We start from the raw sequence: 25,353 nt of genomic DNA, 5'->3' as shown, positions 1-25,353 counted from the left end.
AAGCCTGACCCATGAACCTCGACACCCGTATCAAGTTTCGCCACCTGCTGTGCTTTCTGGAGATTGCCCGGCAGGGCAGCCTGGCCAGGGCTGGCGACATTCTCGCGATCAGCCAGCCGGCGATTTCCAAGACCCTCAAGGAGCTGGAAACGCTGCTCCAGGCCCGGCTGTTCGAGCGTACCCGCACCGGCGTCGAACTGACGCCGGCCGGCGTGCGCTTCCTGCGTTATGCCGGGCCCAGCGTGCAGGCCCTGCGTGAAGGCGTGAGCAGTCTGCGTGGCGAGGCAGGCTTGCCCACGCAGGTGCGCATCGGCGTGCTGTCGACGGTCGAAGGCCTGCTGATGCCCGAGGTGCTGTGCCGCCTGCACCGGCGCCATGTTTCCCTGGTGGTCAGCGTGGTCACCGGAGCCAGCGCACACCTGCTGGGGCAACTGCACCTCGGGGAGCTGGAACTGGTTGTCGGCCGCATGACCGATAGCCCACAGATCCAGGGCCTGTCCTTCGAACACCTGTACAGTGAATCCATGACCCTGGTTGTACGTCCCGGGCACCCCTTGCTCGAACGCCAGCCGCTGGAGCGTCAGCGGGTCGCGGACTTTCCGCTGGTGTTGCCCCTCGCGGGCACGACGATTCGACAGCATGCTGACAGCCTGTTCGTGCAGTGCGGCATTCAACTCCCAGCCCAGCGTCTCGAGACCTTGTCGCTGGCATTGAGTCGGCGCTATGTGCTGGGCAGCGATGCGGTGTGGGTCGCGCCGCGTGATGCGGTACTGATCGACCTGGGGCAGGGGGGATTGTGCGAGGTTGACCTGGGGGTGCGGGAGCCGGGTGGGTCGGTGGGCATCTGCAGCAATGCGGCGGTGGAGCAGGGGGTCCCGGCCCAGTGGGTGTGTCAGGTGTTGCGGGAGGTGGCGGGGGAGTATCGGGACGGGGTTTATCCGTGAGGCGAGCTCCCCACTGGATGAACGACATTTCATCTGCTGAACTTCTGGCTCCCGACCCGCTCTTATGCCGGTAGCCATTGGTCATGGCCGCCTGCTAAGCTCGCGGCTTTACCCCGATTGCCCTTATGGCGCATGAACAAGGAAATAGCATGAAACAGCATCGTTTGGCGGCTGCGGTTGCCCTGGTTAGCCTGGTACTGGCGGGTTGCGACTCGCAGACCAGCAGCGTCGAGCTGAAGACTCCGGCACAGAAAGCCTCCTACGGTATCGGCCTGAACATGGGCAAGAGCCTGGCTCAGGAAGGCATGGACGACCTTGATTCGAAAGCGGTAGCGCTGGGCATCGAGGACGCTGTCGGCAAGAAAGAACAGAAGCTGAAGGACGAAGAGCTGGTCGAAGCCTTCGCCGCGCTGCAGAAACGTGCCGAAGAGCGTCTGACCAAGCAGAGCGAAGAAGCCGCTTCGGCTGGCAAGAAATTCCTCGAAGAAAACGCCAAGAAGGCTGGTGTCGTCACTACCGCCTCTGGCCTGCAGTACGAAGTCGTGAAAAAGGCAGACGGCCCGCAGCCCAAGCCGACCGACGTGGTCACTGTTCACTACGAAGGCAAGCTGACCGATGGCAAGGTGTTCGACAGCTCCGTCGAGCGCGGCAGCCCGATCGATCTGCCTGTCAGCGGCGTGATCCCAGGCTGGGTCGAAGGCTTGCAACTGATGCACGTCGGCGAGAAATACAAACTGTACATCCCGGCTGAGCTGGCCTACGGCGCCCAGAGCCCAAGCCCGCTGATTCCTGCCAACTCGGTACTGGTCTTCGACCTGGAGCTGCTGGGCATCAAGGACATGAACGCCCCGCAAGGCGATGCGCCTCAGGCGCCAGCGCCTGCCGAGGCACCTGCGCAATCGCCTGCCGAAGCTCCGGCTCAGTAAGGCATTCGCTGGACCCGCAACGCCCCGTCTCGACGGGGCGTTGTCGTTCATGCAGGCAGGTCGACTCGAACGCTTCAGGCCAAGCACTGTCTCAACAAGGCAGCCGTGGTCCAGGGGACGTGAGCCGCAAAACGTTTGCGCGGCTGAAACAAGTGTGTAAAAAACGCCCGATTCGGGTGCGCCCCTTGCTGGGCGGGCACCGCGCGCCCCCGAAGGCGGCTCTGTTCACAAGGTTATCCACAAGAAATGTGGATAACCTTTCCCGTCATCTTGCTGTGGAGGTTCCATGAGCGCTCCCTGGAATTTTGCCCGTTTTCTACCCCTTGCCGAACGCCTGCTCAGCCGGGGACGATTGCCGGCACTGCTGTTCGCTGTGGCGCGCAAGGGTCCGCGCCTGGGTCAGTTGCGCGACGATATTCGACTGCTGCAGTCGCTGTGCCTGGCCTGGTGGCGCGGTGAATACCGCGCCATCAGCCCCAAGGCGCTGATCACCATCGTGGCCGGACTGCTGTATTTCGTAAGCCCGCTCGATGCCATTCCCGACTGGCTGCTGGGCGTCGGTTTTCTGGATGACATTGCAGTGCTGGGCTGGGTGCTCAAGACCGTTGCCGATGAACTGGCACGTTTCAAGGAATGGCGCGAGCGCCAGGCGCCCGAGCGGCTGCGTGTATTAGAGCGCCTGCCAGCCACTCCCGAGGAACTGCGCCTGGAGCAACGCGGCGAATGAGAAAGACCTGATCCGCACAGACTCCCGCGCTTGGTAATATAATTGGCATAAGGGTTATGCCTGGGGATTACATGTCGTAATCCCGTAAAGGGGGGTTGTAATGGGTATTCAGGTCATCAGCCGGGACGGTCAGCCCGAATATGCAGTCGTCCCGTGGGAGCACTATCAAGCGCTGCTCAAGGCAGCTGGGCAGGCACCCGCCGTCACGGACAGCATTGCCGCCGATGACGCGGCGAGCGCCACGCAGAGCGTCAAGCTGCCGGATTTCAGCGAGCTGGCGCACCTGCGTCAGGCCAAGGGTCTGGCACCCGAGCAACTGGCCCGCAGCGTCGGCATCAGCCCGGCGTACCTGGCCATGATCGAATCGGGTGAGCGCCTGCCGGACGCTGCCATCCGTCGAAGCCTCGCCTGGGAACTGGGCACCGGCGGCTGGAGCGAGCCGTCGTGACTCAGGTCAGGATCAGCCGCGAGCACTGGCAAAACCTGCTCGGCGAGCTCGACCTGGCCCGCCGCCAACGCCATCTTCTGACCTACCGGGCTCTGCTTGAACGCCTGCAATTGCCCAGTCCGGCCATGCAGACGCTGACCGCCGCGCTCGAGCACCTGGCCGCGCTCGACGCACGCGCCGCACAGCCGCTGCGCAGTTCATTGGTGATCAGCCAGGGTGCCAGCCGCCTTCCGCGCACCGGTTTCTTCGAGTGCGTCGAGCGCCTGGGACGTTTTTCCGGGCCAGTCGACGGCATGGCCGCAGCCTCGTGGCACGCGTCCGAAGTGGTGCGGGTATTCGAATACAGTTATCCCGAAGAGGCCTGAAGCGGCGGCGTTTCGTGTCGATCACATACAGGCTGGGGCCTGAAGTGTCCTTGGCCTGGCACTTGGCCTGGGAGGCCAGGTCTGCCAGCCGCTCGGCATCCAGGGTGGACTGCGATTCCTGAAAATGAAGGGGCCGGACGCCAAGCGCCCAGCCGCTTCATTTCAGGAGAGTAAAATGACCATTTAATGACGAGATGGTGTCTTCTCGTATTATTTAGCCATCACTGTGCTCAGTGCTTCGCCACCGCCGAGTTCAGGGTCAGATAATCCAGCAGAATCCGCCCAGTCTCCGACAGGTAGGCATCATCTTCAGGCTTGGTATCTTCATCCTCGACTGCCAGGGCGTCCTCGTCCTCTTTCTTCAGTTCCTTCAGGGGCTCTTCGCCCTTGGCCTTGCGACGGATGTTCTCCAGCGCCAGTTGCTTGCCTTCGATCTCGTCATGACGAGCGCGGCGCTCGGTCTCGTTGAGACTGACGGTTTTTTCGTTCATCAGCTTTTGGGTCAGGGCCAGGCGATCGCGGATGTACACGAACTCCGGATCCTTGGCACTGCGCGCTTCGTGGCGGGTCTTTAGCTGGGCCAGGAAGGGTTTGAACGAGTCGGCCGTCGGCTTGATCGCGGGACGGATGGTGTCCCATGGCATGGCTTCGGGCAGGGCGCTTTCGCCGATTTCCTTGGTGTCGATGATCGACGGGTAGTTGATGTCCGGGAGCACGCCCTGATGCTGGGTGCTCTGCCCGGATACCCGGTAGAACTTGGCCAGGGTCAGTTTCAGCTCGCCATGGTTGAGCGGCTGGATGGTCTGCACGGTGCCTTTGCCGAAGGTCTGGCCGCCGATGATCAGCGCGCGGTGGTAGTCCTGCATGGCGCCGGCGAAAATCTCCGACGCCGAGGCCGAGAGACGGTTGACCAGCAGCGCCATCGGGCCTTTGTAGAAGGCGCCGGTGTTCTCGTCTTCAAGCACGTCGACACGGCCATCGCTGTTGCGTACCAGTACCGTCGGGCCTTTGTCGATGAACAGGCTGGTCAGCTCGGTGGCTTCCTGCAGGGAACCGCCGCCGTTGTTGCGCAGGTCGATGACCACGCCGTCGACTTTTTCCTTCTGCAGTTCAGTGAGCAGTTTCTTCACGTCGCGCGTGGTGCTCTTGTACTCCGGATCGCCAGCGCGGAATGCCTTGAAGTCCAGGTAGAACGCCGGAATCTCGATGATGCCGAGCTTGTAGTCACGACCATCCTGCTTGAGGTTCAGCACCGATTTCTTCGCGGCCTGCTCTTCGAGCTTCACCGCCTCGCGGGTGATCGGCACGATCTTGCTGGTCTGGTCATTAGGTGCGTTGTTGGCCGGGATCACTTCCAGGCGTACCACCGAGCCTTTCGGGCCGCGGATCAGCTTGACCACTTCGTCCAGGCGCCAGCCGACGACGTCGACCATTTCCTTGTCGCCCTGGGCCACGCCGATGATCTTGTCGGCCGGGGCAACCTGCTTGGTCTTCGCGGCAGGCCCTGCCGGCACCAGGCGCACGATCTTGACCTGGTCGTTGTCGCTTTGCAGCACGGCGCCGATGCCTTCGAGGGACAGGCTCATGTTGATGTCGAAGTTTTCGGCGTTGTCGGGCGACAGGTAGTTGGTGTGCGGGTCGTAGGACTGGGCGAAGGTATTGATGTAGGCCTGGAAGATGTCTTCGGCGCGGGTCTGATCCAGGCGCGTCAACTGGTTCTTGTAGCGCTTGGTCAGGGTTTCCTGGATCTGCTTGGGATCCTTGCCGGCGATCTTCTGGCGCAACACTTCGTCCTTGACGCGTTTGCGCCAGAGGTCGTCAAGCTCGGCCTGGTTTTTCATCCACGGGGCTTTTTCGCGGTCGACCAGGAGCTCTTCGCGAACGCCGAAGTCCATCTTGTCGACGCCCTTGTTCAACTCGGCCAAGGCAAAGTCGAGACGCGACTTGACCCGGTTCAGGTAGCGCTTGTAGATCGTGAAGCCAGGATCCAGGTTACCGCTCTTGAGGAAGTCGTCGAACTGCGTCTTCCACTTGTCGAATTCGGCGATGTCACTGGCGGTGAAGTAGCTGCGCGAAGGGTCGAGCAGCTTGAGGTAGCTGTCATAGATGATGACCGAGCGTGCGTCGTCCAGCGGCGGCTTGCTGTAGTGGTGGCGCTTGAGCAGCTCGACCACATTGAGGCTGGCGACGATTTCGTCGCGGTCAGGCTGCAGGCTGTCCCACTTGTTGGCGGCCGATGCGAAGCCGCTAAGCGACAGGCTGCCGAGGCCTAGCATCAGGGCGAGGGCGGTGCCGGGCAAGAATTGCTTCATGCTGATTCGACGTAGGGGCAATTGTTCACGCATAGTAGGCCGTCTTATCCATTCGCCGGTTCCATGGAGCCGGACGCATACTGCAAAAAGCCTGGGGCAAGCGTCCCCAGGCTCAGTCATGACTCAACTATGGAGGCACTGTGAAGGCATTGCAAGGCGTGGACGGACATGTGGCGTGGGTCGAAGCCGAGCGCCCGACCTGTGACGCGGGGCAGGTGCGCATTCGCGTGGCCGCCGCTGGCCTGAACCGGGCCGACCTGTTGCAACGGGCGGGTTTGTACCCGCCGCCGCCTGGCGCGAGCCCGTACATGGGGCTTGAATGCGCAGGCGTCATCAGCGAAGTCGGCCCAGGCGCCGACTGGCGCGTGGGAGACCGAGTGTGCGCGCTGCTCGCAGGCGGCGGCATGGCCGAGGAAGTGGTGGTCGATGCCCGGCATGTGCTGCCGGTGCCCGAGGGTCTGAGCCTGCATGAAGCCGCGGCCATTCCCGAAGTGTATGCCACCGCCTGGCTCAATATCTTCCAGCTGGGCGGCCTCAAGGGCGGCGAAAAGGTACTGGTGCATGCAGGCGCCAGTGGTGTGGGCTCGGCGGCGATCCAGCTGTGCAAGGCCTTTGGCAACCAGATCTGGGTCAGCGTCGGTTCGGCCGAGCGTCTGGCCTACTGCCAGGACCTGGGCGCCGCTGGGGGCGTGGTGCGCAGCGAGAACCTCGAGGCGCTGGAAGGGTTCGGGCCGTTTGATGTGATCCTGGACCCGGTGGGTGCCAGCTATGCAGCGCTGAACCTCAAGCTGCTGGCCCGTGACGGGCGCTGGGTGATCATCGGTCTGATGGGTGGCCGCGCCGCCGAGCTGGACTTGTCGTTGATGCTCGGCAAGCGGTTGCAGGTGACGGGCTCGACGTTGCGCAACCGCGATGACGGATTCAAGGCTGAGTTGCTGAGCGAACTGGGGCGACAAGTCTGGCCGTTGTTCGAGCAAGGGCGGTTGAAACCGCAGCTGGTCGGCACCTACCCCGTCGCCGAAGCCGAGAAAGCCTATGAAGAGCTTTCCGGCAACCAAGTCTCCGGCAAACTGGTTCTCGTGATCGACGAAAGTCTGGCCTGACCCCTAGGCGACACCGCCCTCATGTAGGAGCGGCCTTGTGTCGCGAAGCGGCCGCGAAGCGGTCGTAAAACCTGCCGGCCCGGTGTGTCAGGCAAACGGTGTCGCCTGGTTTTACGGGCCCTTCGGGCCCGCTTCGCGCGGTCCGGCGTCCCGGCACAAGGCCGCTCCTACAGAATGCCCTGCTGCGCCGGGCACAAGGGTTGGCGCGCAACCTGGAATCAGGCCCAGCTCAAGACCGGCCATCCGTTCTTCTCGGCATGCTCACGCAACACCGGGTCGGGATTCACCACGACCGGGAAGTCCACCTTCAGCAGCAACGGCAGGTCATTTCTCGAGTCCGAATAGAAGCTCGCCCCCTCCAGGTTCTCCTGCTCCTGATCCAGCCATTCCAGCAATCGCGTGATCTTGCCTTCGCGGTACGTCAGCACCCCATGGGTCTGCCCCGTATACACGCCATTGACCGCCTCCAGCTCGATCGCCAGGTACTCCTCGACGCCCAACCGCGCGGCGATAGGCCCGACCAGGTGCGTGCCCGACGCCGAGATGATCAGCACCCGGTCACCGCGCTTGCGATGTTCGGCGATGCACCGGCACGCATCGCCGAAGATGATCGGCTCGATCACCTCCTCGACCCACGGCTCCACCAGGTGCTCTACTTCCTCGAGCGTCCGCCCGGCGATAGGCTCCAGGCTGAAGGCCATGTAGTCTTCCATGGCCAGGTGGCCCTTGCCGTAGGCGTCCATCATCTCGCGGTCACGGCGCAGGAAGGACTCGCTGTCTACCCAGCCCAGGCGGGCCATCTGCTCGCTCCACAGCGACGCGCAGTCGCCGTGGATCAGGGTCTCGTCCAGATCGAAAATTGCCAAAGCCATGACTGCCACTCCTCTGCGGCCCTCAGGCCACTTCACGTAATGCTGCGGGATCGATGCTCAAGGATACGCGCTGGCCGTCGGGATGCAGGTCGGCGGACGAGCGATTGAGCACATCGACCACCAGTTCGACCCCGTGGGCCTCGACCCGATAACGGATCACGTTACCCAGCAGGCTGTGACTGCGCACCTGGCCGTCGAGTTCGCCGCCCAGCCCCAGTGTGATGGATTCGGGTCGGATCGCCAGCCGGGAGGTCACCGGGCGTTGCAGCAGGCGGCTGGCGCTGTCGGCATCGAGCAGGTTGTAGTTGCCGATGAAGCCGGCGGCGAACAGGTCCACGGGCGCTGTGTAGAGCGTTTCGGCATCGCCGCTCTGGACGATGCGGCCCTGGTTCATCAGGAAGATCCGGTCCGACAGGATCAGCGCCTCCTCCTGGTCGTGGGTGACAAAGATGGTGGTGAGTCCCAGCTCGCGCTGGATCTCGCGGATCTGCTCGCGCAGGTGCTTGCGAATGCGCGCATCCAGGGCCGACAGCGGCTCGTCGAGCAGCAGCAGGCGCGGACGGGTGACCAGTGAACGGGCCAGGGCCACGCGCTGGCACTGCCCTCCGGAAAGCTGGTGCGGGTAGCGTGCGGCGAACTCCGTGAGCTCGACCAGCTGCAACACCTCGCGTACCCGCGCCTGGCTCTGGTCGGCCTTGACCTTCTGCATGCGCAGGCCAAACCCGACGTTCTGCTCCACGGTCATGTTGGGAAACAGCGCATAGCTCTGGAACACCATGCCGATCCCGCGCTTCTGCGGGCTCAGCGGCACAAGGTCTTGCCCGTCGAGCAGGATGCTTCCGCTGTCGACCGGCGTCAGGCCTGCAATGCAGCGCAGCAGGGTCGACTTGCCGCAGCCCGAGGGACCGAGCAGGGTGACGAACTCCCCGCGCTCGATCTGGCAGTCGATGTCGTTGAACACCGTACTGCCCGCATAGCTTTTCTGCAGCTTTTGTACGCTGACAAAGCTCATATCAGGATTTGTCCTTGTTCAGGCGATTGGCGACCCAGGTCAGCACCAGCACGAAGAAGAAGTACGAGATCACCAGTGCGCTGTTGAAGTGGCCGCTGCTGTTGCGCATGTTGTTCAGGTACACCTGCAACGTCTCGTAGCGGGTACCGACCAGCAGGTTGGCGAAGACGAACTCGCCGAACAGGAACGAAAACGACAGCAGCAACGCTACCAGCAGGCCCTTGCGCAGATTCGGCAATACCACCAGAAACGCCGCCTGCCAAGTGCTGGCGCCCAGCAGTTGGGCGGCGTCCATGAGGTCGCGAAGGTTGATGGCCTGCAGGTTGTTGGTGATCGCCCGATACATGAAGGGCAGGGCGATGGTGAAGTAGCAGCCGATCAGGATCCATGGCGTGCCGACCATGGCCACCGGCCCGCTGCCATACAGCTGCAACAGTCCTACCGACGACACCACCGGCGGCACGGCGAACGGCAGCAGGATCAGGATGTTCATCAGCGCATCGAGCCGGGGGAAGTGGTAGTGCACCACGAAGAGCAACGGCAGGATCAGCAGCACTGACAGCACCAGCGCGCCCACGCATACCAGCAGAGACTGGCCGAAAGCCGCCAGAAACCGCGCATCCGTCCACAACGCCACGTACCACTTCAAGGTGAGCCCGCTGGGCAACAGGCTCGCCGACCAGCTGGTCGACACCGAGTACAGCAGGGTCCCCGCCAGTGGCAGCAGCAGGATCAGGAAAAGCCCGTACACCACCACGCGGTGATAGAGGCGGCTGGAGCGAGATTCAGCGCGCATGGTAGCTCCGTCGCAACAGCCATTGATGGACCACCGTCACCAAGGTCATCAGGCCTACCAGCAGCATCGCCAGAGCGCTGGCCAGGTTCGGGTCCAGGGTGATGTCGCCGGCGACCAGCGCCGCGATGCGGATGGTCAGCACGTTGAAGTTGCCGGTGGTCAGGGCGTACACGGTGGCATACGCGCCCAGGGCATTGGCCAGGAGGATCACGAAGGTGCCCAGCAGCGCTGGAGTCAGCACGGGCAGGCCGATGTGGCGCCAGTACTGCCAGGCGCTGGCCCCCAGCAGCGCAGAGGACTCGCGCCAGTCTTCGCGCAACGCGTCGAAGGCGGGGTAGAGCAGCAGCACCCCTAGGGGAATCTGGAAATAGGTGTAGACCAGGATCAGGCCGGTCCTGGAGTACAGGTTGAAGTCCTCGATCACCCCGGCCTGCTTGAGCAGCAAGGTCAACGCGCCGTTGAAACCCAGCAGGATGATGAAGGCAAACGCCAGCGGCACGCCGCTGAAGTTGCTGGTCATGTTGGCGAAGGCGCTGACGAAGTCACGCAGGCGCGAATCCACCTGGCGCAGCGAGTAGGCCCCCAGCACCGCCACCAGGATGCCTATCAGGCTGGACCAGAAACTGATTTCCAGGCTGTGCTGGATGGCCTGGCGGTGAAAGCGCGAGGTGAAGACCTTGGTGAAGTTCTCCAGGCCCCAGCCAGCCTCGCTCTGCAGGCTGTGGATCGCCACCCAGGCCAGCGGAGCGATCTGGAAGATGATGAAGAAGATGCAGAACGGCACCAGGCAGAGCAGCGCCAGGACGCGGCCGCGCCCGGTCGAGCTCACCTGAGCAGCTCCCGGCACACGGGCTTGTCATGGGCGACCCCGAGCAGCTCGCAGACAGTGCCGCACAGTTCGGTCTGCAAAGGCTTCACATTGGGGTCCAGGCTGAACGCCTCGCCGAAGACGAACAGCGGCACTTCGCGTTCCTCCGCCAGCAGGCCATTGTGCGAACGGTCGTTGTTCATGCCGTGGTCGGCGGTGACCAGCACCTGGTAGCCCTCTTCCAGCCAGCGCGGCAGGTAGTCGGCCAGCAGGATGTCGGCATTGCGGGCGCTGTTGCGGTACTGGCTGCTGTCCAGGCCATGACGGTGGCCGGCATCGTCGATGTTCATCGGGTGCACCAGCAGGAAGTTCGGCGCATGGCGCCGACGCAGGTACTCGGCGTCGGCCAGCAGGTGCGAGTCGGGATAGTGGTCGGCGTAGTAGAACAGACCATGCTGGATCGGCAGTTTTGGCGCATGGGTGTGACGGTCGCGCAGCGGGTCGAAGGGAGAGCGGTTGTAGAGCTCGCTGATCCAGTGATAGGCCGCCGCCGCGGTGCCCAGCCCTGCCTCGCGGGCATAGTGGAAGACGCTGCGCTGGCTGGACAGGCGATTGATGTTGTTGTGCACGATGCCGCTGTCGATCGGCGCGACACCGGTGAGGATGCATTCGTAGAGCGGCCGTGACAGGGCGGGCAGCTCGCATTCGAGGCGGTACAAGGCCGCGCGGTCGGCTTCGACATAGGCATGCAGGTGGCCCATGGCGTGATGGGCCACCTGATGATTGAGGCCGTCCAGCAGGACCAGTATTACGTTGTGGTTCATGTGGAAGGCTCCAATTGCTTGATCCACCTCACTCCATCTCGATGATCACCTGCTCCTGCCACTTCTGCGGAAGTGTCTTGGAGGTTGCTTCCCATGCGGCCGCATCCTTGATTGGCTGGGCGGCGCCGTATTGTTCGTTCGGCAGTAGCTTGGCCTGTACATCTGCCGGCAGCTTGAGGTTCTCTGCGCGAATCGGACGGGCATGCCCGATGGCCAGGTTGGTCTGCCCGGCGTCGCTGAAGATGTACTCGCGGGTCAACTTGGCTGCGTTCGGATTCTTGGCGTACTTGTTGATGATGGTGGTGTAGCCGGAAATCACCGAGCCGTCGGACGGGATCAGCACCTCGAAGCGCTCTGGATCGATCTGTTCACGATAGCTCAGGCCGTTGAAGTCCCACACCACGCCGACTTCCACCTCGCCCTTTTCCAGGGTCTGGATGGTCGGGTTGGCCAGCGACAGGCGCTTCTGCTGGGCCAGTTTGGTGAAGAGCTGCAATCCTGGCTCGATGTTCTTCTCGTCACCTTTGTAGGCGAGGGCGGCGGCCAGCACTCCGTTGGCTGCCTGGGCCGCCGTGCCGACGTCACCGATGGCGACCTTGTACTTGCCCTTTTCGAGGTCGTGCCAGGTCTTCGGGCGCTCGCCTTCCTTGACCAGCTGCTTGTTGATGATGAACGCAATGGTGCCGGTGTAGGCCAGGGCCCAGTGGCCGTCCTTGTCCTTCGCCCAGTCCGGGACCTGGTCCCAGGTGGTCGGCTTGTACGGCTGGGTCACGCCCTTGGCGACCGCGATGGGGCCGAAGGCGGCGCCGACGTCACCGATGTCGGCGCTGGCGTTGTCCTTCTCGGCGTCGAACTTGGCGACCTCTTGCGCGGAGCTCATGTCGGTGTCGCTGTGCTTGAGGCCGTACTTGCTGGCCAGGTCCGCCCAGGTGCCTTTCCAGTTTGCCCAGGCGTCGGGCATGCCCACGCTATTGACCACGCCTTCCTTGCGGGCGGCGTCTTCCAGGGCCTTGAGGCCGGTGTCGGCGGCCAAGACCGAGGTGCTCAACGCAATGGCCGAACCAAGCAGTGACGCCATGAAGAACTTTTTCATCCGAAGCTCCTTTTGGGGGTGCCTTGCAGTCAATGTCAGTCGACAGCGTAGACCATCTTCAAGTCGCTGATACGCAAGGCCTTGCCCCATCCGATACGGCAACTGCAACAGCAGGTGTCAAGTGGCGGAAGTGCCATTGACCGGCGTCGTTTCTCCCCCGGCGGTGATCACCTGCACCGACAACCGCGGCGTCGCCAGATCCAGCCCAGCCTCGTCCAGCTGGCGCTTCAACGCCAGGTTGAACGCGCGCGATACTTCCCACTGCTTGATCGGGGCGGTCTTGAACCGGGCACGCAGAATAGCGGAGCCGGATTCGAAACTTTCCACCCCTTGCAGCTCCAGCGGCGACCAGATATTGCGGCGCATCAGCGGATCGTTGCGCAACTTCTGACCGACATCGCGGATCAGGCTTATGGCCTGGTCGATGTTCATGCTGTGGGGAATGGCAATGCGGAAGATCGCGTAGCCGAACTCGCGCGAGTAGTTCTTGATGCTCTTGATTTCGCTGAACGGGATGGTGTGCACGATGCCATCGATGTCGCGCAGGCGCACGGTGCGGATGGTCAAGCCCTCGACCGTGCCCAGGTGGCCGCCGACGTCGACGTAGTCGTCGATGGCCAGCGAGTCTTCGATGATGATGAACAGGCCCGTGATCAGGTCGGCCACCAGCGACTGGGCGCCAAAACCGATCGCAAGGCCGATGACACCGGCACCGGCCAGCAGCGGGGTGACGTTCATGCCCATGTTGGCAAGGGCGACGATCACCGCGATGATGAAGATGGCCACGAACATGACGTTGCGGATCAACGGCATCATGGTCTGCGCCCGTGCATTGGCAAGGCCTCTGCGCGAGCCGACCAGGGCATGGTGGACGGCGGTGTCGGCCAGAATCCACACCAGCCAGGCGGCGATCAGCGTGCCTACTAGGCCAAGCACCCGCAAGCTGACGTCATGACCGTCACCTTCGGCGAAGCCGATCAGCGACAAGCCCCACACACGCAAGCCCAGTTCGATGAACACCATCCAGATGAACAGGTGCGCGAGGGTGTAGGCAAAGTTGCGCAAGCGCTCGGCATACACCGCCTGTCGCCGGCTGCTGCGGGGCTTGAGCGCATGGCGGCGGAGCAGACCGTTGAGCACCATGCAGATGACTACCAGCACCGTGCACATCAGCGACTGACGCAGCGCAGTGCTGGTATCGCCTGCGGACACAAAGGTGGCGAACAGAGAGATGCCCACCAGCACCATTGCCGGCAGGTACCAGAAGCTGCCCAGGATCGACAGGGTATCGTTCAGCGCCCGCCGGTTGAGACGCCGCGCCAGCGGCTGGTTACGGATGAGGTGGCCGATCGGCCGGCGGAAGCGCAGGATGAACAGCGCAGTGGACAGCGCCGCCAGCACATTGGCCAAGGTCGCCAGGCCGTGAGCCAGATGCGTGCCCAGGGCCGCGGTCAGGCGTGGGTCGTTCATGGCCTCGCCAAAGGCCGCGAAACTGCCAATGAACCACAGTGGGCGAAATGCCTGGTGGCGCAGGATGTACAAGGCGCGGTGCCGGTGCGGCCCATCGAGCAGCGAGAAGGCGATCACGCAGATTGCCGAGAAGCAGGTGCCTACCACCAGCGCATAGGCCAGCACCATCGCCATCGACTTGCCCAGGGAAGAGGGCAGCGCAAAGCTCAGGTACACGGTGAACACCAGCGCCACCAGCCAAGGCCCCAGCTTGCGCAACGCGAAACGCACCAGGTCCCAGGTGCGTGGGTGCTGGGGCAGTTCCTCGGTCAGGCCGAAGCGTACGCGCACCCGGTGGCCGATCCAGTTGAACACGTAGGCCAGCAGGCTCCATACAGCGATGATCGCGGCAAAACCGAACAGGATCGCCGGCCATTGGTGCACCGGTACCACGAGGTCGGAAAGCTCGGCCTGGGCTTGCTGCATTTCCAGTGACCAGCGCCGGAACGGACTGGCATCTCCGCTGAACTGTTTTTCCAGATCGTGCAGGGTCCCGCCGATCAGGCCAAGCACCCCTTGTTCCTGGGCAGGCTGGGCCTGGCGGGTACTGTCGCGCAGTTTTTTCAGGTCGCCCAGCAGCTTGGTGCGCTGCTGGTCGTTTTCGAGGGTCTTGATCACCTCGTCGAGGGATTTGCCCAGCGGCTCGGTGGATTCGGCCTGGGCAGGCGTGCTCGAACCGAGCAAGCCGGGCAGGCCAGCGGCCTGAACAGGGGCGATGAACAGGAAAAGCAACAGCAGGGTCAGGCTACGCAGGAGAGCAGGCACCGGGAAATCTACCTCAGGGTCAAACGAATGCCCGAGTGTAGAGGATTTCTCAGGCCAGTTTCTCGAGGATCTTCCAGCACATCAGCCCGAGCATGCCCATGGTGCCGATCCACATCATCAGCACCCCGGCGTTGCGCTCGCGCAGGTTGAAACCCACCGTGAGCAGGATCAGCCCGGCCAGCACCGGGAGGAACATTGACTGAAAGTCGGAGAGGGACACGTACATGGGCAGGATCCTTGTGCGCAGGATGCTCTACGACAAGGATAGGCCTGATTGGGACGGGTGGGGTTGACCGGGATCAGTGGGGGGCGGGATCTTCCGCGGCCCCTTCGATTTTACGGCCTAGGGCAGATCCCGGCTGCGGTAGAACGCCGTCAGCACCTTCACCAGATGCGCCAGGTCCTGGCTACCGCACAGCTCCCGGATCGAATGCATCGCGAAGGTCGGCAAGCCGATATCCACCGTCCGGACCCCCAGGTGGCCAGCCATGATTGGCCCGATGGTCGAGCCGCAACCCATGTCGCTGCGCACCACGAAGCTCTGCACCGGCACTTCCTCGGCCATGCACAGATGACGGAAGAAGCCAGCGGTCTCGCTGTTGGTGGCGTAACGCTGGTTGTTGTTGACCTTGATCACCGGCCCGGCATTGAGCTTGGGCCCGTGGTTGCCGTCGTGCTTGTCGGCATAGTTGGGATGCACGCCGTGGGCGTTGTCAGCCGAGACCAGCAAGGACCGCTGGATGGTCCGGACGAAATCATCGCCATCTGGCAGCAGGCGGCGCAGGGCCTGCTCCAGCATCGGGCCATCGGCACCGCAGGCCGAGCAGGAGCCGACCTCCTCGTGGTCGGTGGCGATGAACACACAGGTTTCATCGCTGTCGGCCGCCAGCAACGCTTGCAGGCCGGCGAAGCAGGAGAGCAGGTTGTCCAGGCGGGCGCCGGCAATGAAGTCACCGTGGAGACCGATCAGGGCGGCGTCCTGGGTATCGTAGAAACTCAGCTCGTAGTCGAGCACCACGTCGGCATTGAGCTGATGCTCGCGGGCCAGCTGCTCGGTGAGCAGGGCGCGGAAGTCGACACGCTCGTCACCGGCCACCTGGGCCAGGATCGGCGGCAACTCGTTCTGCGGGTTGATCATCCAGCCTTCGTTGGCGGTGCGGTTGAGGTGGATGGCCAGGTTGGGAATGATGGCAATGGGCAGCTTGAAGTCGACCAGCTGGCTTTCGACCTTGCCGTCACGGCGGAAGGTAACCCGCCCGGCCAGCGACAGGTCGCGGTCGAACCAGGGTGCCAGCAGGGCGCCGCCGTAGACTTCGACGCCCAGTTGCAGGAAGCCCAGGCGCTGCAGCTCAGGCTGCGGCTTGACGCGCAGGCACGGGCTGTCGGTGTGGGCGCCAACCAGGCGAATCCCGCCCATCAGGGGCGAATGCCGGCCCAGCTTGATGGCGATGATCGAGGAGTCGTTGCGGGTCAGGTAATAGCGACCCCCGGGCACGGTCGCCCAGCTGTCGCGCTCGTCCAGGCGCTGGTAGCCGGCAGCCTCGAGGCGGATGGCCAGACTGGCGGTGGCGTGGAAGGGCGTGGGGGAAGACTTGAGGAAATCGATCAGGCCTTGGTTCAGGGCATCGCGCATAAAACACTCCAGACAGCTGTGGCGCGAGTTTAGCGTAATTGGGTGGGAAATTGTGTCGGCCCATTCGCCGACACGGTCCGTCAGAAAGGGGCGGGACACTCGAACTTCAACCGCTCACCGGAAACCGGGTGGGTGAAGCTCAACATGCTCGCATGCAGGCACAACCGTTCGTGCGCCGCAAGTGCCTCGGGATTGGCGTACAACCGGTCTCCCAGCAGCGGATGCCCGATCGACAGCATGTGCACGCGCAACTGGTGCGAACGTCCGGTAATCGGTGTCAGCTCGACGCGGCAATGGTCACCGCACCGCTCCAGGATGCGCCAGAAGGTCAGCGCATGCTTGCCCTGCTCGTGGTCCACCACATGCCGCGGCTTGGTCGGTGGGTCGTAGCGCAAGGGCAGGTCGATGCTGCCGCTGTCCAGCGCCGGTTGGCCCCAGCACAACGCGGTGTAGGCCTTTTCAGTCTCGCGGTCGTGAAACTGTCGGGACAGCTCGCGATGACTGTCGGCGTCACGGGCCAGGAGGATGATCCCCGAGGTCTCCCAATCCAGCCGGTGGACGATCAGGGCATCGGGGTAGCCGTTCTCTTGCAGGCGGGTGATCAGGCAGTCCTTGTTGTCGTCGGCGCGGCCAGGCACCGAGAGCAGCAGGGTAGGCTTGTTGATCACCAGGATGGCGGCGTCTTCATGAAGAACTTGGATATTGGACAGCGGCATTGCGAGTTCTCTGCAAACACCAACGGCGACGGGCGGATCCGGCAAGATGCTTGCCGGCCCGGCCGTCGCCGTGGCGGATTACCCAGAACGCCGATCAGCGATCGGGCAGGGTGATGTTGAGTTCCAGGATCGAGCAGCTGCCCTGGTTTTCCAGAGCGACCTGCACATCATCGGAGCCGATGTTGACGTACTTGCGGATTACCTCCACCAGCTCCTTCTGCAGGGCTGGCAGATAGTCCGGAGTACTGCGCTGACCGCGCTCGTGCGCCACGATGATCTGTAGACGCTCTTTCGCGACCGAAGCGGTGCTTACTTTTTTGCTGGCACGAAAGAAGTCAAAAAGGTTCATGGGTTAGTTGCCTCCAAACAGGCGCTCGAAGAATCCCTTCTTCTTCACATCAAGGAACCGGTGTTCCACGTTTTTGCCCAGAAGGCGGTCGACAGTATCACTGTATGCCTGGCCGGCATCGCTCTGGTCGTCAAGGATCACCGGCACGCCCTGGTTCGATGCCTTGAGCACCGCCTGCGACTCGGGGATAACGCCCAGCAGCGCAACCGACAGGATTTCCTTGACGTCTTCAACACCCAGCATCTCGCCCTGGCTGACGCGCTCGGGGTGATAGCGGGTGATCAGCAGGTGTTCCTTGATAGGGTCTTCGTTGCGCTCGGCGCGGCGCGACTTGCTCGCCAACAGGCCGAGCATGCGGTCCGAGTCACGTACCGAGGACACTTCCGGGTTGGTCACGACAATGGCTTCGTCGGCGAAGTACATCGCCAGGTGAGCGCCCTTCTCGATACCGGCGGGCGAATCGCAGACCACGTACTCGAACTGTGCCTTGAGCTCCATCAGGACCTTTTCGACGCCTTCCTGGGTCAGCGCATCCTTGTCACGGGTCTGGCTGGCGGCCAGCACGTACAGGTTCTCGAGACGCTTGTCCTTGATCAGGGCCTGCTGCAGGTTGGCTTCGCCGTTGACCACGTTGACGAAGTCGTACACCACGCGGCGTTCGCAGCCCATGATCAGGTCGAGGTTACGCAGGCCTACGTCGAAGTCGACGATGACAGTCTTGTGGCCGCGCAGCGCGAGGCCGGTACCAATAGCGGCGCTGGTGGTGGTCTTGCCCACACCACCCTTGCCGGATGTAACCACGAGAATCTTGGCCAAGGTGTATCACCCCTAAAGAAAAAGGACGTCGAGTCCCTGAAAATGCAAAAAACGGCAACATGGAAATAAGTTGCGCAGAAAATGGCGGCAAGTATCCGTTAAAGGCGGGTGATGTTCAACACGTCACCGGCCAGGCTGACCTGCACTCCGGCGCCCCACAGCGGGTCGCGGCGAAGGTCTTCGGACACCTTGTACTGGCCAGCGATCGAGAGCATTTCAGCGGTCATCTGCTGGCAGAAGATCCGCGCTCTGGTATTGCCCTTGATACCCGCAAGGGCACGGCCGCGCATCGCGCCGTACACATGGATGTTGCCATCGGCGAGAAGTTCCGCACCTGGGCTGACCGACGACACGACTACCAGATCCCCACCTTGAGCATAGATCTGCTGGCCGCCGCGTACCGGCGAAGTGATGATGCGGGTCGGTTTGATTTCCGGCTCTGCCGGAGCAGCGGGCGGCGGTGGGGCCGGTTCGGGTTTCCTGACCTCCGGCTCGGGCTCGAGCGCGCGCTCGCGCGCGCCGGAAGGCGGCAGCACCGGCATGTCGATGGCAATGGCGGCCGCGATGTCCTCTATTCGGCTGGCACGGATCGCCAGCGTGCGCAGGCCATGGTGGCGGCAGATGCGCATGAGGCCCGGCAGGTCGATGGCCCCGCTGCCCATCGGCAGCTTGTCCAGGGCCAGCACCAGCGGGGTATTGCTGAAGAAATTGGGGGCCTGCGCCACCTTCGCCGCCAGTTGCCGGTCGAGGGCGTCGAGGTCGTTCTGGGCCAGTTCCAGCACAGTAATGGCAAGCATGCTGCCCTTGAGCTGGAACACGGGTACGGTGTCAGGTGTCTGGTTGAGGCTCATGGTCTGCATAGACGGCTTGTAACGATAAAAGTGCCCAAGGTTATAACGATAACCCCGGTTAGCCGCAAGCCGGAGCGAACCGTTGTAGAATGCCCGGCCCATGTCTTTGTGGAAGCTTCAATGGATCGCCCGCGTTTTAGTCCCTCTTTCCTGCACCCACGCTTCTGGGGCCTGTGGCTCGGCCTGGGCCTGCTGTGGCTACTGGTCCAGCTGCCCTACAAGGCCTTGCTCGGCCTGGGCCGGGCGCTGGGTGCCCTGATGTTCCGGGTAGCTGGCGAACGTCGCCGGGTCGCCGCACGCAACCTGGAACTGTGTTTTCCCGAATTGCCGCACGACGAACGGCAGCGTCTGCTGAAGGAAAACTTCGCCTCCACCGGCATCGCCTTCTTCGAAATGGCCATGAGCTGGTGGTGGCCCCAGGCCAGGCTGGCGAAGCTTGCACACATCGAAGGCATCGAGCACCTGCAAGCCGCGCAGCAGCAAGGGCAGGGCGCCATCCTGATGGCCGTGCACTTCACCACGCTCGAGATCGGCGCCGCGCTGCTTGGCCAGCGGCACACCATCGATGGCATGTACCGGGAGCACGGCAACCCGCTGTTCGATTTCATCCAGCGCAGCGGCCGCGAGCGGCATAACCTTGATTCTCTGGCCGTGGAGCGCGAAGACGTGCGCGGCATGCTCAAGCTGCTGCGAAACGGCCGCGCCATCTGGTACGCGCCTGATCAGGACTACGGTGCCAAGCAGAGTGTGTTCGTGCCGTTGTTCGGTATTCCGGCGGCAACGGTCACTGCCACCACCAAGTTCGCTCGCCTGGGACGTGCGCAGGTGATTCCGTTCACCCAGCGTCGGCTGGAGGACGGCAGTGGGTATCGGCTGGTGGTTCATCCGCCGCTGGCGGATTTCCCTGGAGAAAGCGAGGAGGCGGATTGCCTGCGGATCAACCAGTGGGTCGAAGGTGTGTTGAGGGAATGTCCCGAGCAGTACCTGTGGGCGCACCGCCGGTTCAAGTCACGGCCGCCGGGCGAGCCGAAACTGTACGACAAGAAATGATGAATGGGCCGCAGAGCGGCCCTGAAAACCTACTCCGCTATCTGCAACTTCCTTGCCTGGGTGTACACATACCGCACCTTCTCGTACTCGAACGGCGAGTTGAGCTGGCCGTAGCGGAAGCTCGTGGTGTACCGCTTGTCCACGGCGCGCAGGACGGTCAGTGCAGGCTGATCGTCGCTGGCGTCGGCGAAGTCCAGGAAGTTGGCTTCCTGCTCACCCACGTAATCCACTACCAGCCCGGTGGTGTCGCGCAGGTTCGATGGCCCGAACAGCGGCAGCATCAGGTAGGGACCTTCATCCAGGCCATAGAAGCCAAGTGTCTGCCCGAAGTCTTCGTTCTGGCGCGGCAGCCCCATCCTGGTCGCCGGGTCCCACAGTCCTCCCACGCCGATGATCGTGTTGAACATCAGCCGCGCGGTGATCTGCCCCGCGCGCTTGGCCTTCAGCTGCAACAGGCTGTTGGCCAGGCTCGACACATCGCCAAGGTTGTTGAAGAAGTTGCTCACCCCGGTGCGCACGAAGTGCGGGGTGACATAGCGATAACCATTGACCGTCGGCAGGAACACCCACTCGTCGAAACGGTAGTTGAAGTGATAGATCCGCCGGTTCAACGACTCGTACGGGTCGTACACGTTGAGCGCATCGAAGGTCGAGCGCTCGAACTCGCGCTGATCCAGTCCCGGGTTGAATTTGAGCGCGCGCAGCGGATCGGTGAAGCCATCGCTTTCGGGCGGGGGCGTCTCCATCACGGGGGTGTCGATCACGTCGGCTTCGATCACGCTGGCACGCGGCGCGGTCTCGGCGGCAATCGCCCCAGTACTCGCAAGCAAGGCAGAGACGATCAAGAGGTTCTTAACCACGGAAGAACTCCAGCATGGCGTCGCTGTTGACGCGGTAATTAAGGTTGCCGCAATGCCCGCCATGGGGGTACAGCGTGAGTCGGTCGCCAAACACCTGGCGCAGGAAGCCGATGTCGCCTGGACCGAGAATGACATCGTCGGCGTTGTGCATCACGGCGATTTTCGGGCTGTTCTGCAGGTAATCCTTGAGGGCGTACAGGCTGACCTGGTCGTTGAGCTGCAGCAGGCTGCCGCCGTCGCTGCGGGCACGCCACATGGGGATCACCTGCTCGCTCAGGTAGCAGTCGAAGTCGCACTGCAGGGCGCGCTTGAAGAAGGGCGTCAGGCTGCTGCCTTCGGTGATCGGGTACTTGGGTGGAATGATCAGCCCGCGGCGGTTGATCAGGTCGGAGGTAAAGGCAATGTCGGCCGCCGAGAAACGGAACGAAGTGCCGATGATCATGGCCATCTGCTCGTTCGACAGATGTTGACGCGACTGCTGGAAGTCGTAGAGCAGCGCCTCGTTGAGGTCGATGTAGCCCTTCTGGCGGAAGTACTGGGTCAGCTTCTTCAGCATCAGTTCATAGAACGTGGTGTTGCTGCTGACGCCCTTCACCTCGGTCTGCACCAGTTTGTCCAGGTTGCTGATAGAGGTGTACAGGTTGACCGGCGGGTTGAGCAGCAGCACCCGCTTGAAATTGAAGCTGCGCCGGGTCTCGTCGAGCTTGCTGACGAACGCGGCGTCCAGCGCGCCGAGGCTGTAGCCGCTGAGATGAAATTCGGTGATCGGCAGGCGTGGATGCTGGGCACGCACGCTCTGCATGACGCGGTACATGTCCTCGGCATCCTCGCTGCTCACGCCAGGGGTGGCGAAGCGCGAGGCAGCGCTCATGAAGTCGTAGCTGGTGGGCGACGACAGCTGCACCACGTGGAAGCCAGCCTGGTAATAGAGCTTCTTGAGGTATTCGTTGATGCTGCTGGAAAACGGTGCGCCGGTGCCCGCGATCAGGAAGATCAGCGGGGCCGCATGGTCCTGGCGGGCCAGGCGATACCTGAGTTTCTTCACTGGCCAGAAGTTGTCCGGCAGGGTGAAGGAGCGCTCTGGACGCAGGGTGAGGCTGTAGTCGTTCTGATTGATATCCTCGTCGCTGGGCAGCGTCGGGCGCAGCTCGGGCGGGGTGGTGGCGATGGTCGCCTCGAACGGGTTGGTCAAGGGGTAGCCGTAGCTTGCGGCGTCGATGTCCCGCGCCGTGGCGGCCGCACTCAGGAGCAGGCCGCCCAGCAGGGCAGCGAAGCGCAAAGGTCGAAGCATTGAAACCCCCAAAAAAGATACTGCACAGTGCGGTACGCAGGCTAAGACCCTGGACCGAGGGGCAAAGTTGCCGGGCGCTGGGGTATTTATCGCCCAAAACGTATCTTCTGAACATCCCGCGCACGTATGCTGGCTGTTTGTAAACGTTGCCGGAGAGGCCTATGTCCCGTTCTTTACCTTTGATCGCTTTGCTGGCATTTCTTGCCTTGTGGCTGGCCGCAAGCTACGGAGTGCGCTATGGGCTGATGGAGGACGGACAGTGGGTCGGGCTGTGTGCCGAGCCAGGGGCGTACTGGCAATGCCAGGCACGCTCGCTGCTGGGGCTGGGCATTCATTTTCGCGTGATTGCGTGGGGCGCCCTGGGGCTGGCAGTGATTGCCCAGGTCGTGCGGGGGAACGCAGGGTGGTGGCTGGCGATGCTGGCGCTGGTGCTCGGACTCCCGGCGCTGGTGCTCTACACGGCCAGCCTGGCGGTGTTCGCCGTGGTGCTGGCCGGATTGCGATTGGTGCGCACCTCTGCGGCGTGACGCAGACCGTTTCTATACCTGCCGCGGCGTCCGGGTGATGCTACGGTACAAAGCCCCTGCCATCAATACGCTCACTGCCGCCCAGCCCCATGCCTGTTGATTGCTCAAGCCCTCCTGGTACAGCTGCGGCAATATCCCCACCGCGACGATTACTGCCAGCAGCCTGATCTCTGACCGAGGCCCGGCCACCGGGCGCAGCAGATACACCAGCGCCGGCAACAGCAGTGCTGCGCTGGGGAAACTGCGGTAGCGGGGATCGAACACCATGGCCAGCATGCTCACCGCCGCCGCGAAGCCTGCTGCCGTCAGCCACCAGCAGGCGCGCGCCTCCAGCCAGGCAAATGCCCGCTGACGCCACCCTTCGCGCCGGGCCAGGCCCAGCGCTCCATGTGCCAGCACCAGCAGGTTAAGCCCGGCCAGCAGCAGTGCCCAGACCCACTCTTCGGCAAACCGCGCGTTGGTGCGCATCAGCTCGCCCCACAGGCCCAGGCAACCCGCCCCCAGCGCGGCCAGCATCGGCAGCAGCAGGGCCGCGCGACGGTCGCGCACGGGGCCGGCCAGCAGCAGCGTGGCACCGAACAGCAACACCCCCGCCAGCAACCACTGCGGCCAGAACGGCAGATTGCTCACCGGGCCTTCGAGAATGCCTTTGTCCTGGCGATCTGCGTCGTAGAGACCCCAGTAACCGCCCACTGCGCCCTCACTGGCGCGCTTCCATGGCTGGTCGAACGCCTCGATCAGGTTGTAGTGCCAGCCGTTGCGTTCGGCCATGGCCACGAAACCTCGGATGAACTTTGCTTCGTTGACGCGGCTGGGCAGGGCGGTCTCGCGCTGGCGGCCCTCACTTGGCCAGCCAGTCTCTCCAATCACGATGTCCTTGGGTGCAAAGCGCGTGCCGAACTCCTTGCGCACCTCGCCAACATGTTGCAGGGCGTCGTCGATGCCGCGCGGGTCATCCTCCCAGTAAGGCAGCAGGTGGATGGTGAGAAAATCCACCGCCGGGGCGATCTGCGGGTGCTGCAGCCAGAACTCCCACACATCGGCATAGGTCACCGGCACCTGCACCTGGCTTTTCACGCGCTGAATCAGGCTGGCCAGGCGCTCGCCGGTCACTTCCTTGCGCAACAGGGCCTCGTTGCCGACGATGACCGCGCTCACGACGTCGGGGTTGGCGTTGGCCGATGCGATCAGTGCGGCTACTTCCTTGTCTGTATCCGCCGGGTTGGCGTTGACCCAGGCCCCTAGCATCACCTTGAGCCCATGCTTGCGCGCAAGTGCCGGGATTGCCTCAAGGCCGGTCATGGAATAGGTGCGGATGCACTCGAATCGCTCGGCCAGCAAGGCAAGGTCGGCGTCCATCCGCGCCGGGCGCAGCTTGAACGGCTGGTCGAACGGCGATTGGTCCTTGTCGAACGGCGTATAGGAAGCGCACTGCAGCTTGTGTGTGGCGCTGGCCGCATCCGGCAGCTGCACCGGCTTGCCCAGCCCGTACCAGAGCGCTGCCAGCGCCAGCAATGCCAGCAGGCAGGCGGACAGGTAGGTGGGCAGCAATAAGCGGGCAGTGCTGGTCATGGGCGGTCCGTCGGCGAGGGAAAAACAGCGATAGTAACCGCAAACGCCCGCCGTCAACGCTTGGGCATGCAAAGATCGCGCAGGCCTGGGAGAGGGGATGGCGTTAATGGCTATGTGATGTCGTTGATCGCTGGATGGAGGTCGCTGGCAGAGCAGGTTGTCCACCCCCGCAGGTCGATGATGCAATCTCCGAGACCTGACGAGGGGATGCCTTGATGAAAATGCGAAGAGTCCTGGGGGTGGGCACCGCCCTGGTAATGGCCATGAGTGCCGCGCAGGCGATGGCCAAGGAGGTGAGCATCGGTTACGTGGACGGCTGGGCCGACAGTGTGGCGACCACCAACGTCGCCGCCGAGGTGATCAAGCAGAAGCTGGGCTACGACGTCAAGCTGCAAGCCGTGGCCACCGGAATCATGTGGCAGGGCGTGGCAACCGGCAAGCTCGACGCCATGCTTTCGGCCTGGCTGCCAGTTACCCATGGCGACTACTGGACCAAGAACAAGGACGCTGTGGTCGACTACGGTCCCAACTTCAAGGATGCGCGCATCGGGCTTATTGTCCCCGAATACGTCAAGGCCAGCAGCATCGCCGACCTCAAGACCGATACCACTTTCAAGCAGAAGATCGTCGGTATCGACGCAGGTTCGGGCGTGATGCTCAAGACCGACCAGGCCATCAAGGACTACGACCTGACGGGTTACAAATTGCAGGCAAGCTCTGGCGCCGCGATGACTTCCGAACTTGGCCGCTCCTATGCCAAGCAGCAATCCATCGCCGTGACGGGGTGGGTTCCGCACTGGATGTTCGCCAAGTGGAAGCTCAAGTTCCTTGATGATCCTAAAGGCGTGTATGGCGCAGCCGAAACCGTCAACAGCATCGGCAGCAAGCAGCTGGCGACCAAGGCACCCGAGGTGGCGGAGTTCCTGAAGAAATTCTCCTGGCAGTCCAAGGATGAGATCGGCGAAGTCATGCTGGCCATCCAGGAAGGTGCCAAGCCCGAAGCCGCGGCCAAGGATTGGGTGGCCAAGCATCCGGACCGCGTCAAGGACTGGACCGGGAAATAACCCTGTAGGAGCGGCCTCGTGTCGCGAAACGGGCCGCTCCTACACGACAGCATTGGCAGTCATGAATCTATGAGCTGTTACCAATTCTGTAAAACACCATTGCATCTAAGACTAAGGTCG

At 63.0% G+C, this 25,353-nt stretch carries 26 protein-coding genes; 9 read left to right on the top strand and 17 right to left on the bottom strand.

Going from position 1 to position 25,353, the window contains the following annotated elements:
• The first annotated feature begins 11 nt into the window (after positions 1-11).
• The 5 genes from pcaQ (at position 12) to AC0ZZU_RS15125 (ending at position 3,410) form a co-directional block, all read left to right on the top strand.
• A complete protein-coding gene (gene pcaQ, locus AC0ZZU_RS15145; RefSeq protein WP_476341772.1) occupies positions 12-944 on the top strand; it encodes a pca operon transcription factor PcaQ in 933 nt (310 codons plus the stop codon).
• A gap of 149 nt (positions 945-1,093) precedes the next feature.
• Complete coding sequence (locus tag AC0ZZU_RS15140; RefSeq protein WP_476341770.1) at positions 1,094-1,870, top strand: FKBP-type peptidyl-prolyl cis-trans isomerase; 777 nt, start codon at positions 1,094-1,096, stop codon at positions 1,868-1,870.
• A 286-nt stretch (positions 1,871-2,156) separates the two neighbouring features.
• Positions 2,157-2,597, top strand: coding sequence for a YkvA family protein (locus AC0ZZU_RS15135; RefSeq protein WP_476341768.1), 441 nt, complete (start codon positions 2,157-2,159; stop codon positions 2,595-2,597).
• A 100-nt stretch (positions 2,598-2,697) separates the two neighbouring features.
• Entirely contained in the window at positions 2,698-3,045 is a 348-nt protein-coding gene (locus tag AC0ZZU_RS15130) for a helix-turn-helix domain-containing protein (RefSeq protein ID WP_476341766.1), read from the top strand.
• Entirely contained in the window at positions 3,042-3,410 is a 369-nt protein-coding gene (locus AC0ZZU_RS15125) for a hypothetical protein (RefSeq protein ID WP_476341764.1), read from the top strand. The genes AC0ZZU_RS15130 and AC0ZZU_RS15125 overlap by 4 nt, the downstream gene beginning before the upstream one ends.
• 230 nt (positions 3,411-3,640) lie before the next feature.
• Here the strand turns inward: AC0ZZU_RS15125 and AC0ZZU_RS15120 are convergent, their stop codons facing one another.
• Positions 3,641-5,722 carry a carboxy terminal-processing peptidase gene (locus AC0ZZU_RS15120; RefSeq protein ID WP_476341762.1) on the bottom strand — a complete coding sequence of 694 codons (2,082 nt, stop codon included), beginning with the start codon at positions 5,720-5,722 and terminating at the stop codon, positions 3,641-3,643.
• Positions 5,723-5,862: 140 nt separating this feature from the next.
• Here AC0ZZU_RS15120 and AC0ZZU_RS15115 point away from each other — a divergent pair, with 140 nt between their 5' ends.
• Positions 5,863-6,825: an NAD(P)H-quinone oxidoreductase gene (locus tag AC0ZZU_RS15115; RefSeq protein ID WP_476341761.1), complete on the top strand. Its 963-nt coding sequence runs from the start codon at positions 5,863-5,865 to the stop codon at positions 6,823-6,825.
• 218 nt (positions 6,826-7,043) lie between these two features.
• Here AC0ZZU_RS15115 and AC0ZZU_RS15110 read toward each other — a convergent pair whose 3' ends face one another.
• The 13 genes from AC0ZZU_RS15110 to minC all read right to left on the bottom strand — a co-directional run bounded on the left by AC0ZZU_RS15110 (position 7,044) and on the right by minC (position 18,878).
• Positions 7,044-7,697: an HAD family hydrolase gene (locus tag AC0ZZU_RS15110; protein WP_476341759.1), complete on the bottom strand. Its 654-nt coding sequence runs from the start codon at positions 7,695-7,697 to the stop codon at positions 7,044-7,046.
• Between the two features lie 22 nt (positions 7,698-7,719).
• Positions 7,720-8,709, bottom strand: a complete 990-nt coding sequence (locus AC0ZZU_RS15105; RefSeq protein ID WP_476341757.1) for an ABC transporter ATP-binding protein — start codon at positions 8,707-8,709, stop codon at positions 7,720-7,722.
• A gap of 1 nt (position 8,710) precedes the next feature.
• Entirely contained in the window at positions 8,711-9,505 is a 795-nt protein-coding gene (locus AC0ZZU_RS15100; RefSeq protein WP_476341755.1) for an ABC transporter permease, read from the bottom strand.
• Positions 9,495-10,334 (bottom strand): ABC transporter permease, encoded by an 840-nt coding sequence (locus tag AC0ZZU_RS15095; RefSeq protein WP_476341753.1) that lies wholly within the window; start codon positions 10,332-10,334, stop codon positions 9,495-9,497. The genes AC0ZZU_RS15100 and AC0ZZU_RS15095 overlap by 11 nt, the downstream gene beginning before the upstream one ends.
• Positions 10,331-11,137, bottom strand: a complete 807-nt coding sequence (locus AC0ZZU_RS15090) for an alkaline phosphatase family protein (protein ID WP_476341751.1) — start codon at positions 11,135-11,137, stop codon at positions 10,331-10,333. The genes AC0ZZU_RS15095 and AC0ZZU_RS15090 overlap by 4 nt, the downstream gene beginning before the upstream one ends.
• Before the next feature lie 28 nt (positions 11,138-11,165).
• On the bottom strand, positions 11,166-12,230 hold the full coding sequence (locus AC0ZZU_RS15085; protein WP_476341749.1) for an ABC transporter substrate-binding protein: 1,065 nt from the start codon (positions 12,228-12,230) through the stop codon (positions 11,166-11,168).
• A gap of 117 nt (positions 12,231-12,347) precedes the next feature.
• Complete coding sequence (locus AC0ZZU_RS15080; protein WP_476341747.1) at positions 12,348-14,504, bottom strand: mechanosensitive ion channel family protein; 2,157 nt, start codon at positions 14,502-14,504, stop codon at positions 12,348-12,350.
• 49 nt (positions 14,505-14,553) lie between these two features.
• A complete protein-coding gene (locus tag AC0ZZU_RS15075; protein ID WP_476341746.1) occupies positions 14,554-14,730 on the bottom strand; it encodes a hypothetical protein in 177 nt (58 codons plus the stop codon).
• Positions 14,731-14,847: 117 nt separating this feature from the next.
• Positions 14,848-16,137, bottom strand: coding sequence for a M18 family aminopeptidase (locus tag AC0ZZU_RS15070; protein WP_476341745.1), 1,290 nt, complete (start codon positions 16,135-16,137; stop codon positions 14,848-14,850).
• 80 nt (positions 16,138-16,217) lie between these two features.
• Positions 16,218-16,853 carry an RluA family pseudouridine synthase gene (locus tag AC0ZZU_RS15065; protein WP_476341744.1) on the bottom strand — a complete coding sequence of 212 codons (636 nt, stop codon included), beginning with the start codon at positions 16,851-16,853 and terminating at the stop codon, positions 16,218-16,220.
• A gap of 94 nt (positions 16,854-16,947) precedes the next feature.
• On the bottom strand, positions 16,948-17,202 hold the full coding sequence (gene minE, locus AC0ZZU_RS15060; protein WP_010224188.1) for a cell division topological specificity factor MinE: 255 nt from the start codon (positions 17,200-17,202) through the stop codon (positions 16,948-16,950).
• Between the two features lie 3 nt (positions 17,203-17,205).
• Positions 17,206-18,018, bottom strand: coding sequence for a septum site-determining protein MinD (minD, locus tag AC0ZZU_RS15055; protein WP_158460114.1), 813 nt, complete (start codon positions 18,016-18,018; stop codon positions 17,206-17,208).
• A 98-nt stretch (positions 18,019-18,116) separates the two neighbouring features.
• Positions 18,117-18,878, bottom strand: coding sequence for a septum site-determining protein MinC (gene minC, locus AC0ZZU_RS15050; RefSeq protein ID WP_476341742.1), 762 nt, complete (start codon positions 18,876-18,878; stop codon positions 18,117-18,119).
• A 111-nt stretch (positions 18,879-18,989) separates the two neighbouring features.
• On the opposite strand from minC, the gene AC0ZZU_RS15045 reads away from it, so the two are divergent.
• Complete coding sequence (locus tag AC0ZZU_RS15045) at positions 18,990-19,919, top strand: lipid A biosynthesis lauroyl acyltransferase (RefSeq protein WP_476341741.1); 930 nt, start codon at positions 18,990-18,992, stop codon at positions 19,917-19,919.
• Positions 19,920-19,948: 29 nt separating this feature from the next.
• On the opposite strand, the gene AC0ZZU_RS15040 is transcribed toward AC0ZZU_RS15045, so the two are convergent.
• Both AC0ZZU_RS15040 and AC0ZZU_RS15035 read right to left on the bottom strand, forming a co-directional pair.
• Positions 19,949-20,779, bottom strand: a complete 831-nt coding sequence (locus AC0ZZU_RS15040; RefSeq protein WP_476341740.1) for an MlaA family lipoprotein — start codon at positions 20,777-20,779, stop codon at positions 19,949-19,951.
• The gene (locus AC0ZZU_RS15035; RefSeq protein WP_476341738.1) at positions 20,772-22,070 is read right to left on the bottom strand and encodes an alpha/beta fold hydrolase family protein; all 1,299 of its coding nucleotides are present in this window, start codon (positions 22,068-22,070) and stop codon (positions 20,772-20,774) included. Before AC0ZZU_RS15035 ends, AC0ZZU_RS15040 begins: the two co-directional genes overlap by 8 nt.
• A 161-nt stretch (positions 22,071-22,231) precedes the next feature.
• On the opposite strand from AC0ZZU_RS15035, the gene AC0ZZU_RS15030 reads away from it, so the two are divergent.
• Positions 22,232-22,597: a hypothetical protein gene (locus tag AC0ZZU_RS15030; protein ID WP_476341737.1), complete on the top strand. Its 366-nt coding sequence runs from the start codon at positions 22,232-22,234 to the stop codon at positions 22,595-22,597.
• A 12-nt stretch (positions 22,598-22,609) separates the two neighbouring features.
• Here AC0ZZU_RS15030 and AC0ZZU_RS15025 read toward each other — a convergent pair whose 3' ends face one another.
• Positions 22,610-24,169, bottom strand: a complete 1,560-nt coding sequence (locus AC0ZZU_RS15025) for a glycoside hydrolase family 17 protein (RefSeq protein ID WP_476341735.1) — start codon at positions 24,167-24,169, stop codon at positions 22,610-22,612.
• Between the two features lie 215 nt (positions 24,170-24,384).
• Here AC0ZZU_RS15025 and AC0ZZU_RS15020 point away from each other — a divergent pair, with 215 nt between their 5' ends.
• Positions 24,385-25,233, top strand: a complete 849-nt coding sequence (locus AC0ZZU_RS15020; protein ID WP_476341734.1) for a glycine betaine ABC transporter substrate-binding protein — start codon at positions 24,385-24,387, stop codon at positions 25,231-25,233.
• Positions 25,234-25,353: the final 120 nt, after the last annotated feature.

Source organism: Pseudomonas sp. JE3303 (genome assembly GCF_056312565.1).
Note: the sequence above shows the minus strand (reverse complement) of the source record. Positions and strands in the feature narration are given on the sequence as shown.

What these genes read in the sequence shown, in the direction of transcription:
- pcaQ (WP_476341772.1), top strand. Translation starts at nt 12, where the DNA reads ATGAACCTCGACACCCGTATCAAGTTTCGCCACCTGCTGTGCTTTCTG.
- AC0ZZU_RS15140 (WP_476341770.1), top strand. Translation starts at nt 1,094, where the DNA reads ATGAAACAGCATCGTTTGGCGGCTGCGGTTGCCCTGGTTAGCCTGGTA.
- AC0ZZU_RS15135 (WP_476341768.1), top strand. Translation starts at nt 2,157, where the DNA reads ATGAGCGCTCCCTGGAATTTTGCCCGTTTTCTACCCCTTGCCGAACGC.
- AC0ZZU_RS15130 (WP_476341766.1), top strand. Translation starts at nt 2,698, where the DNA reads ATGGGTATTCAGGTCATCAGCCGGGACGGTCAGCCCGAATATGCAGTC.
- AC0ZZU_RS15120 (WP_476341762.1), bottom strand. Translation starts at nt 5,722, where the DNA reads ATGAAGCAATTCTTGCCCGGCACCGCCCTCGCCCTGATGCTAGGCCTC.
- AC0ZZU_RS15110 (WP_476341759.1), bottom strand. Translation starts at nt 7,697, where the DNA reads ATGGCTTTGGCAATTTTCGATCTGGACGAGACCCTGATCCACGGCGAC.
- AC0ZZU_RS15105 (WP_476341757.1), bottom strand. Translation starts at nt 8,709, where the DNA reads ATGAGCTTTGTCAGCGTACAAAAGCTGCAGAAAAGCTATGCGGGCAGT.
- AC0ZZU_RS15100 (WP_476341755.1), bottom strand. Translation starts at nt 9,505, where the DNA reads ATGCGCGCTGAATCTCGCTCCAGCCGCCTCTATCACCGCGTGGTGGTG.
- AC0ZZU_RS15090 (WP_476341751.1), bottom strand. Translation starts at nt 11,137, where the DNA reads ATGAACCACAACGTAATACTGGTCCTGCTGGACGGCCTCAATCATCAG.
- AC0ZZU_RS15085 (WP_476341749.1), bottom strand. Translation starts at nt 12,230, where the DNA reads ATGAAAAAGTTCTTCATGGCGTCACTGCTTGGTTCGGCCATTGCGTTG.
- AC0ZZU_RS15075 (WP_476341746.1), bottom strand. Translation starts at nt 14,730, where the DNA reads ATGTACGTGTCCCTCTCCGACTTTCAGTCAATGTTCCTCCCGGTGCTG.
- AC0ZZU_RS15070 (WP_476341745.1), bottom strand. Translation starts at nt 16,137, where the DNA reads ATGCGCGATGCCCTGAACCAAGGCCTGATCGATTTCCTCAAGTCTTCC.
- AC0ZZU_RS15065 (WP_476341744.1), bottom strand. Translation starts at nt 16,853, where the DNA reads ATGCCGCTGTCCAATATCCAAGTTCTTCATGAAGACGCCGCCATCCTG.
- minE (WP_010224188.1), bottom strand. Translation starts at nt 17,202, where the DNA reads ATGAACCTTTTTGACTTCTTTCGTGCCAGCAAAAAAGTAAGCACCGCT.
- minC (WP_476341742.1), bottom strand. Translation starts at nt 18,878, where the DNA reads ATGCAGACCATGAGCCTCAACCAGACACCTGACACCGTACCCGTGTTC.
- AC0ZZU_RS15045 (WP_476341741.1), top strand. Translation starts at nt 18,990, where the DNA reads ATGGATCGCCCGCGTTTTAGTCCCTCTTTCCTGCACCCACGCTTCTGG.
- AC0ZZU_RS15035 (WP_476341738.1), bottom strand. Translation starts at nt 22,070, where the DNA reads ATGCTTCGACCTTTGCGCTTCGCTGCCCTGCTGGGCGGCCTGCTCCTG.
- AC0ZZU_RS15030 (WP_476341737.1), top strand. Translation starts at nt 22,232, where the DNA reads ATGTCCCGTTCTTTACCTTTGATCGCTTTGCTGGCATTTCTTGCCTTG.
- AC0ZZU_RS15025 (WP_476341735.1), bottom strand. Translation starts at nt 24,169, where the DNA reads ATGACCAGCACTGCCCGCTTATTGCTGCCCACCTACCTGTCCGCCTGC.
- AC0ZZU_RS15020 (WP_476341734.1), top strand. Translation starts at nt 24,385, where the DNA reads ATGAAAATGCGAAGAGTCCTGGGGGTGGGCACCGCCCTGGTAATGGCC.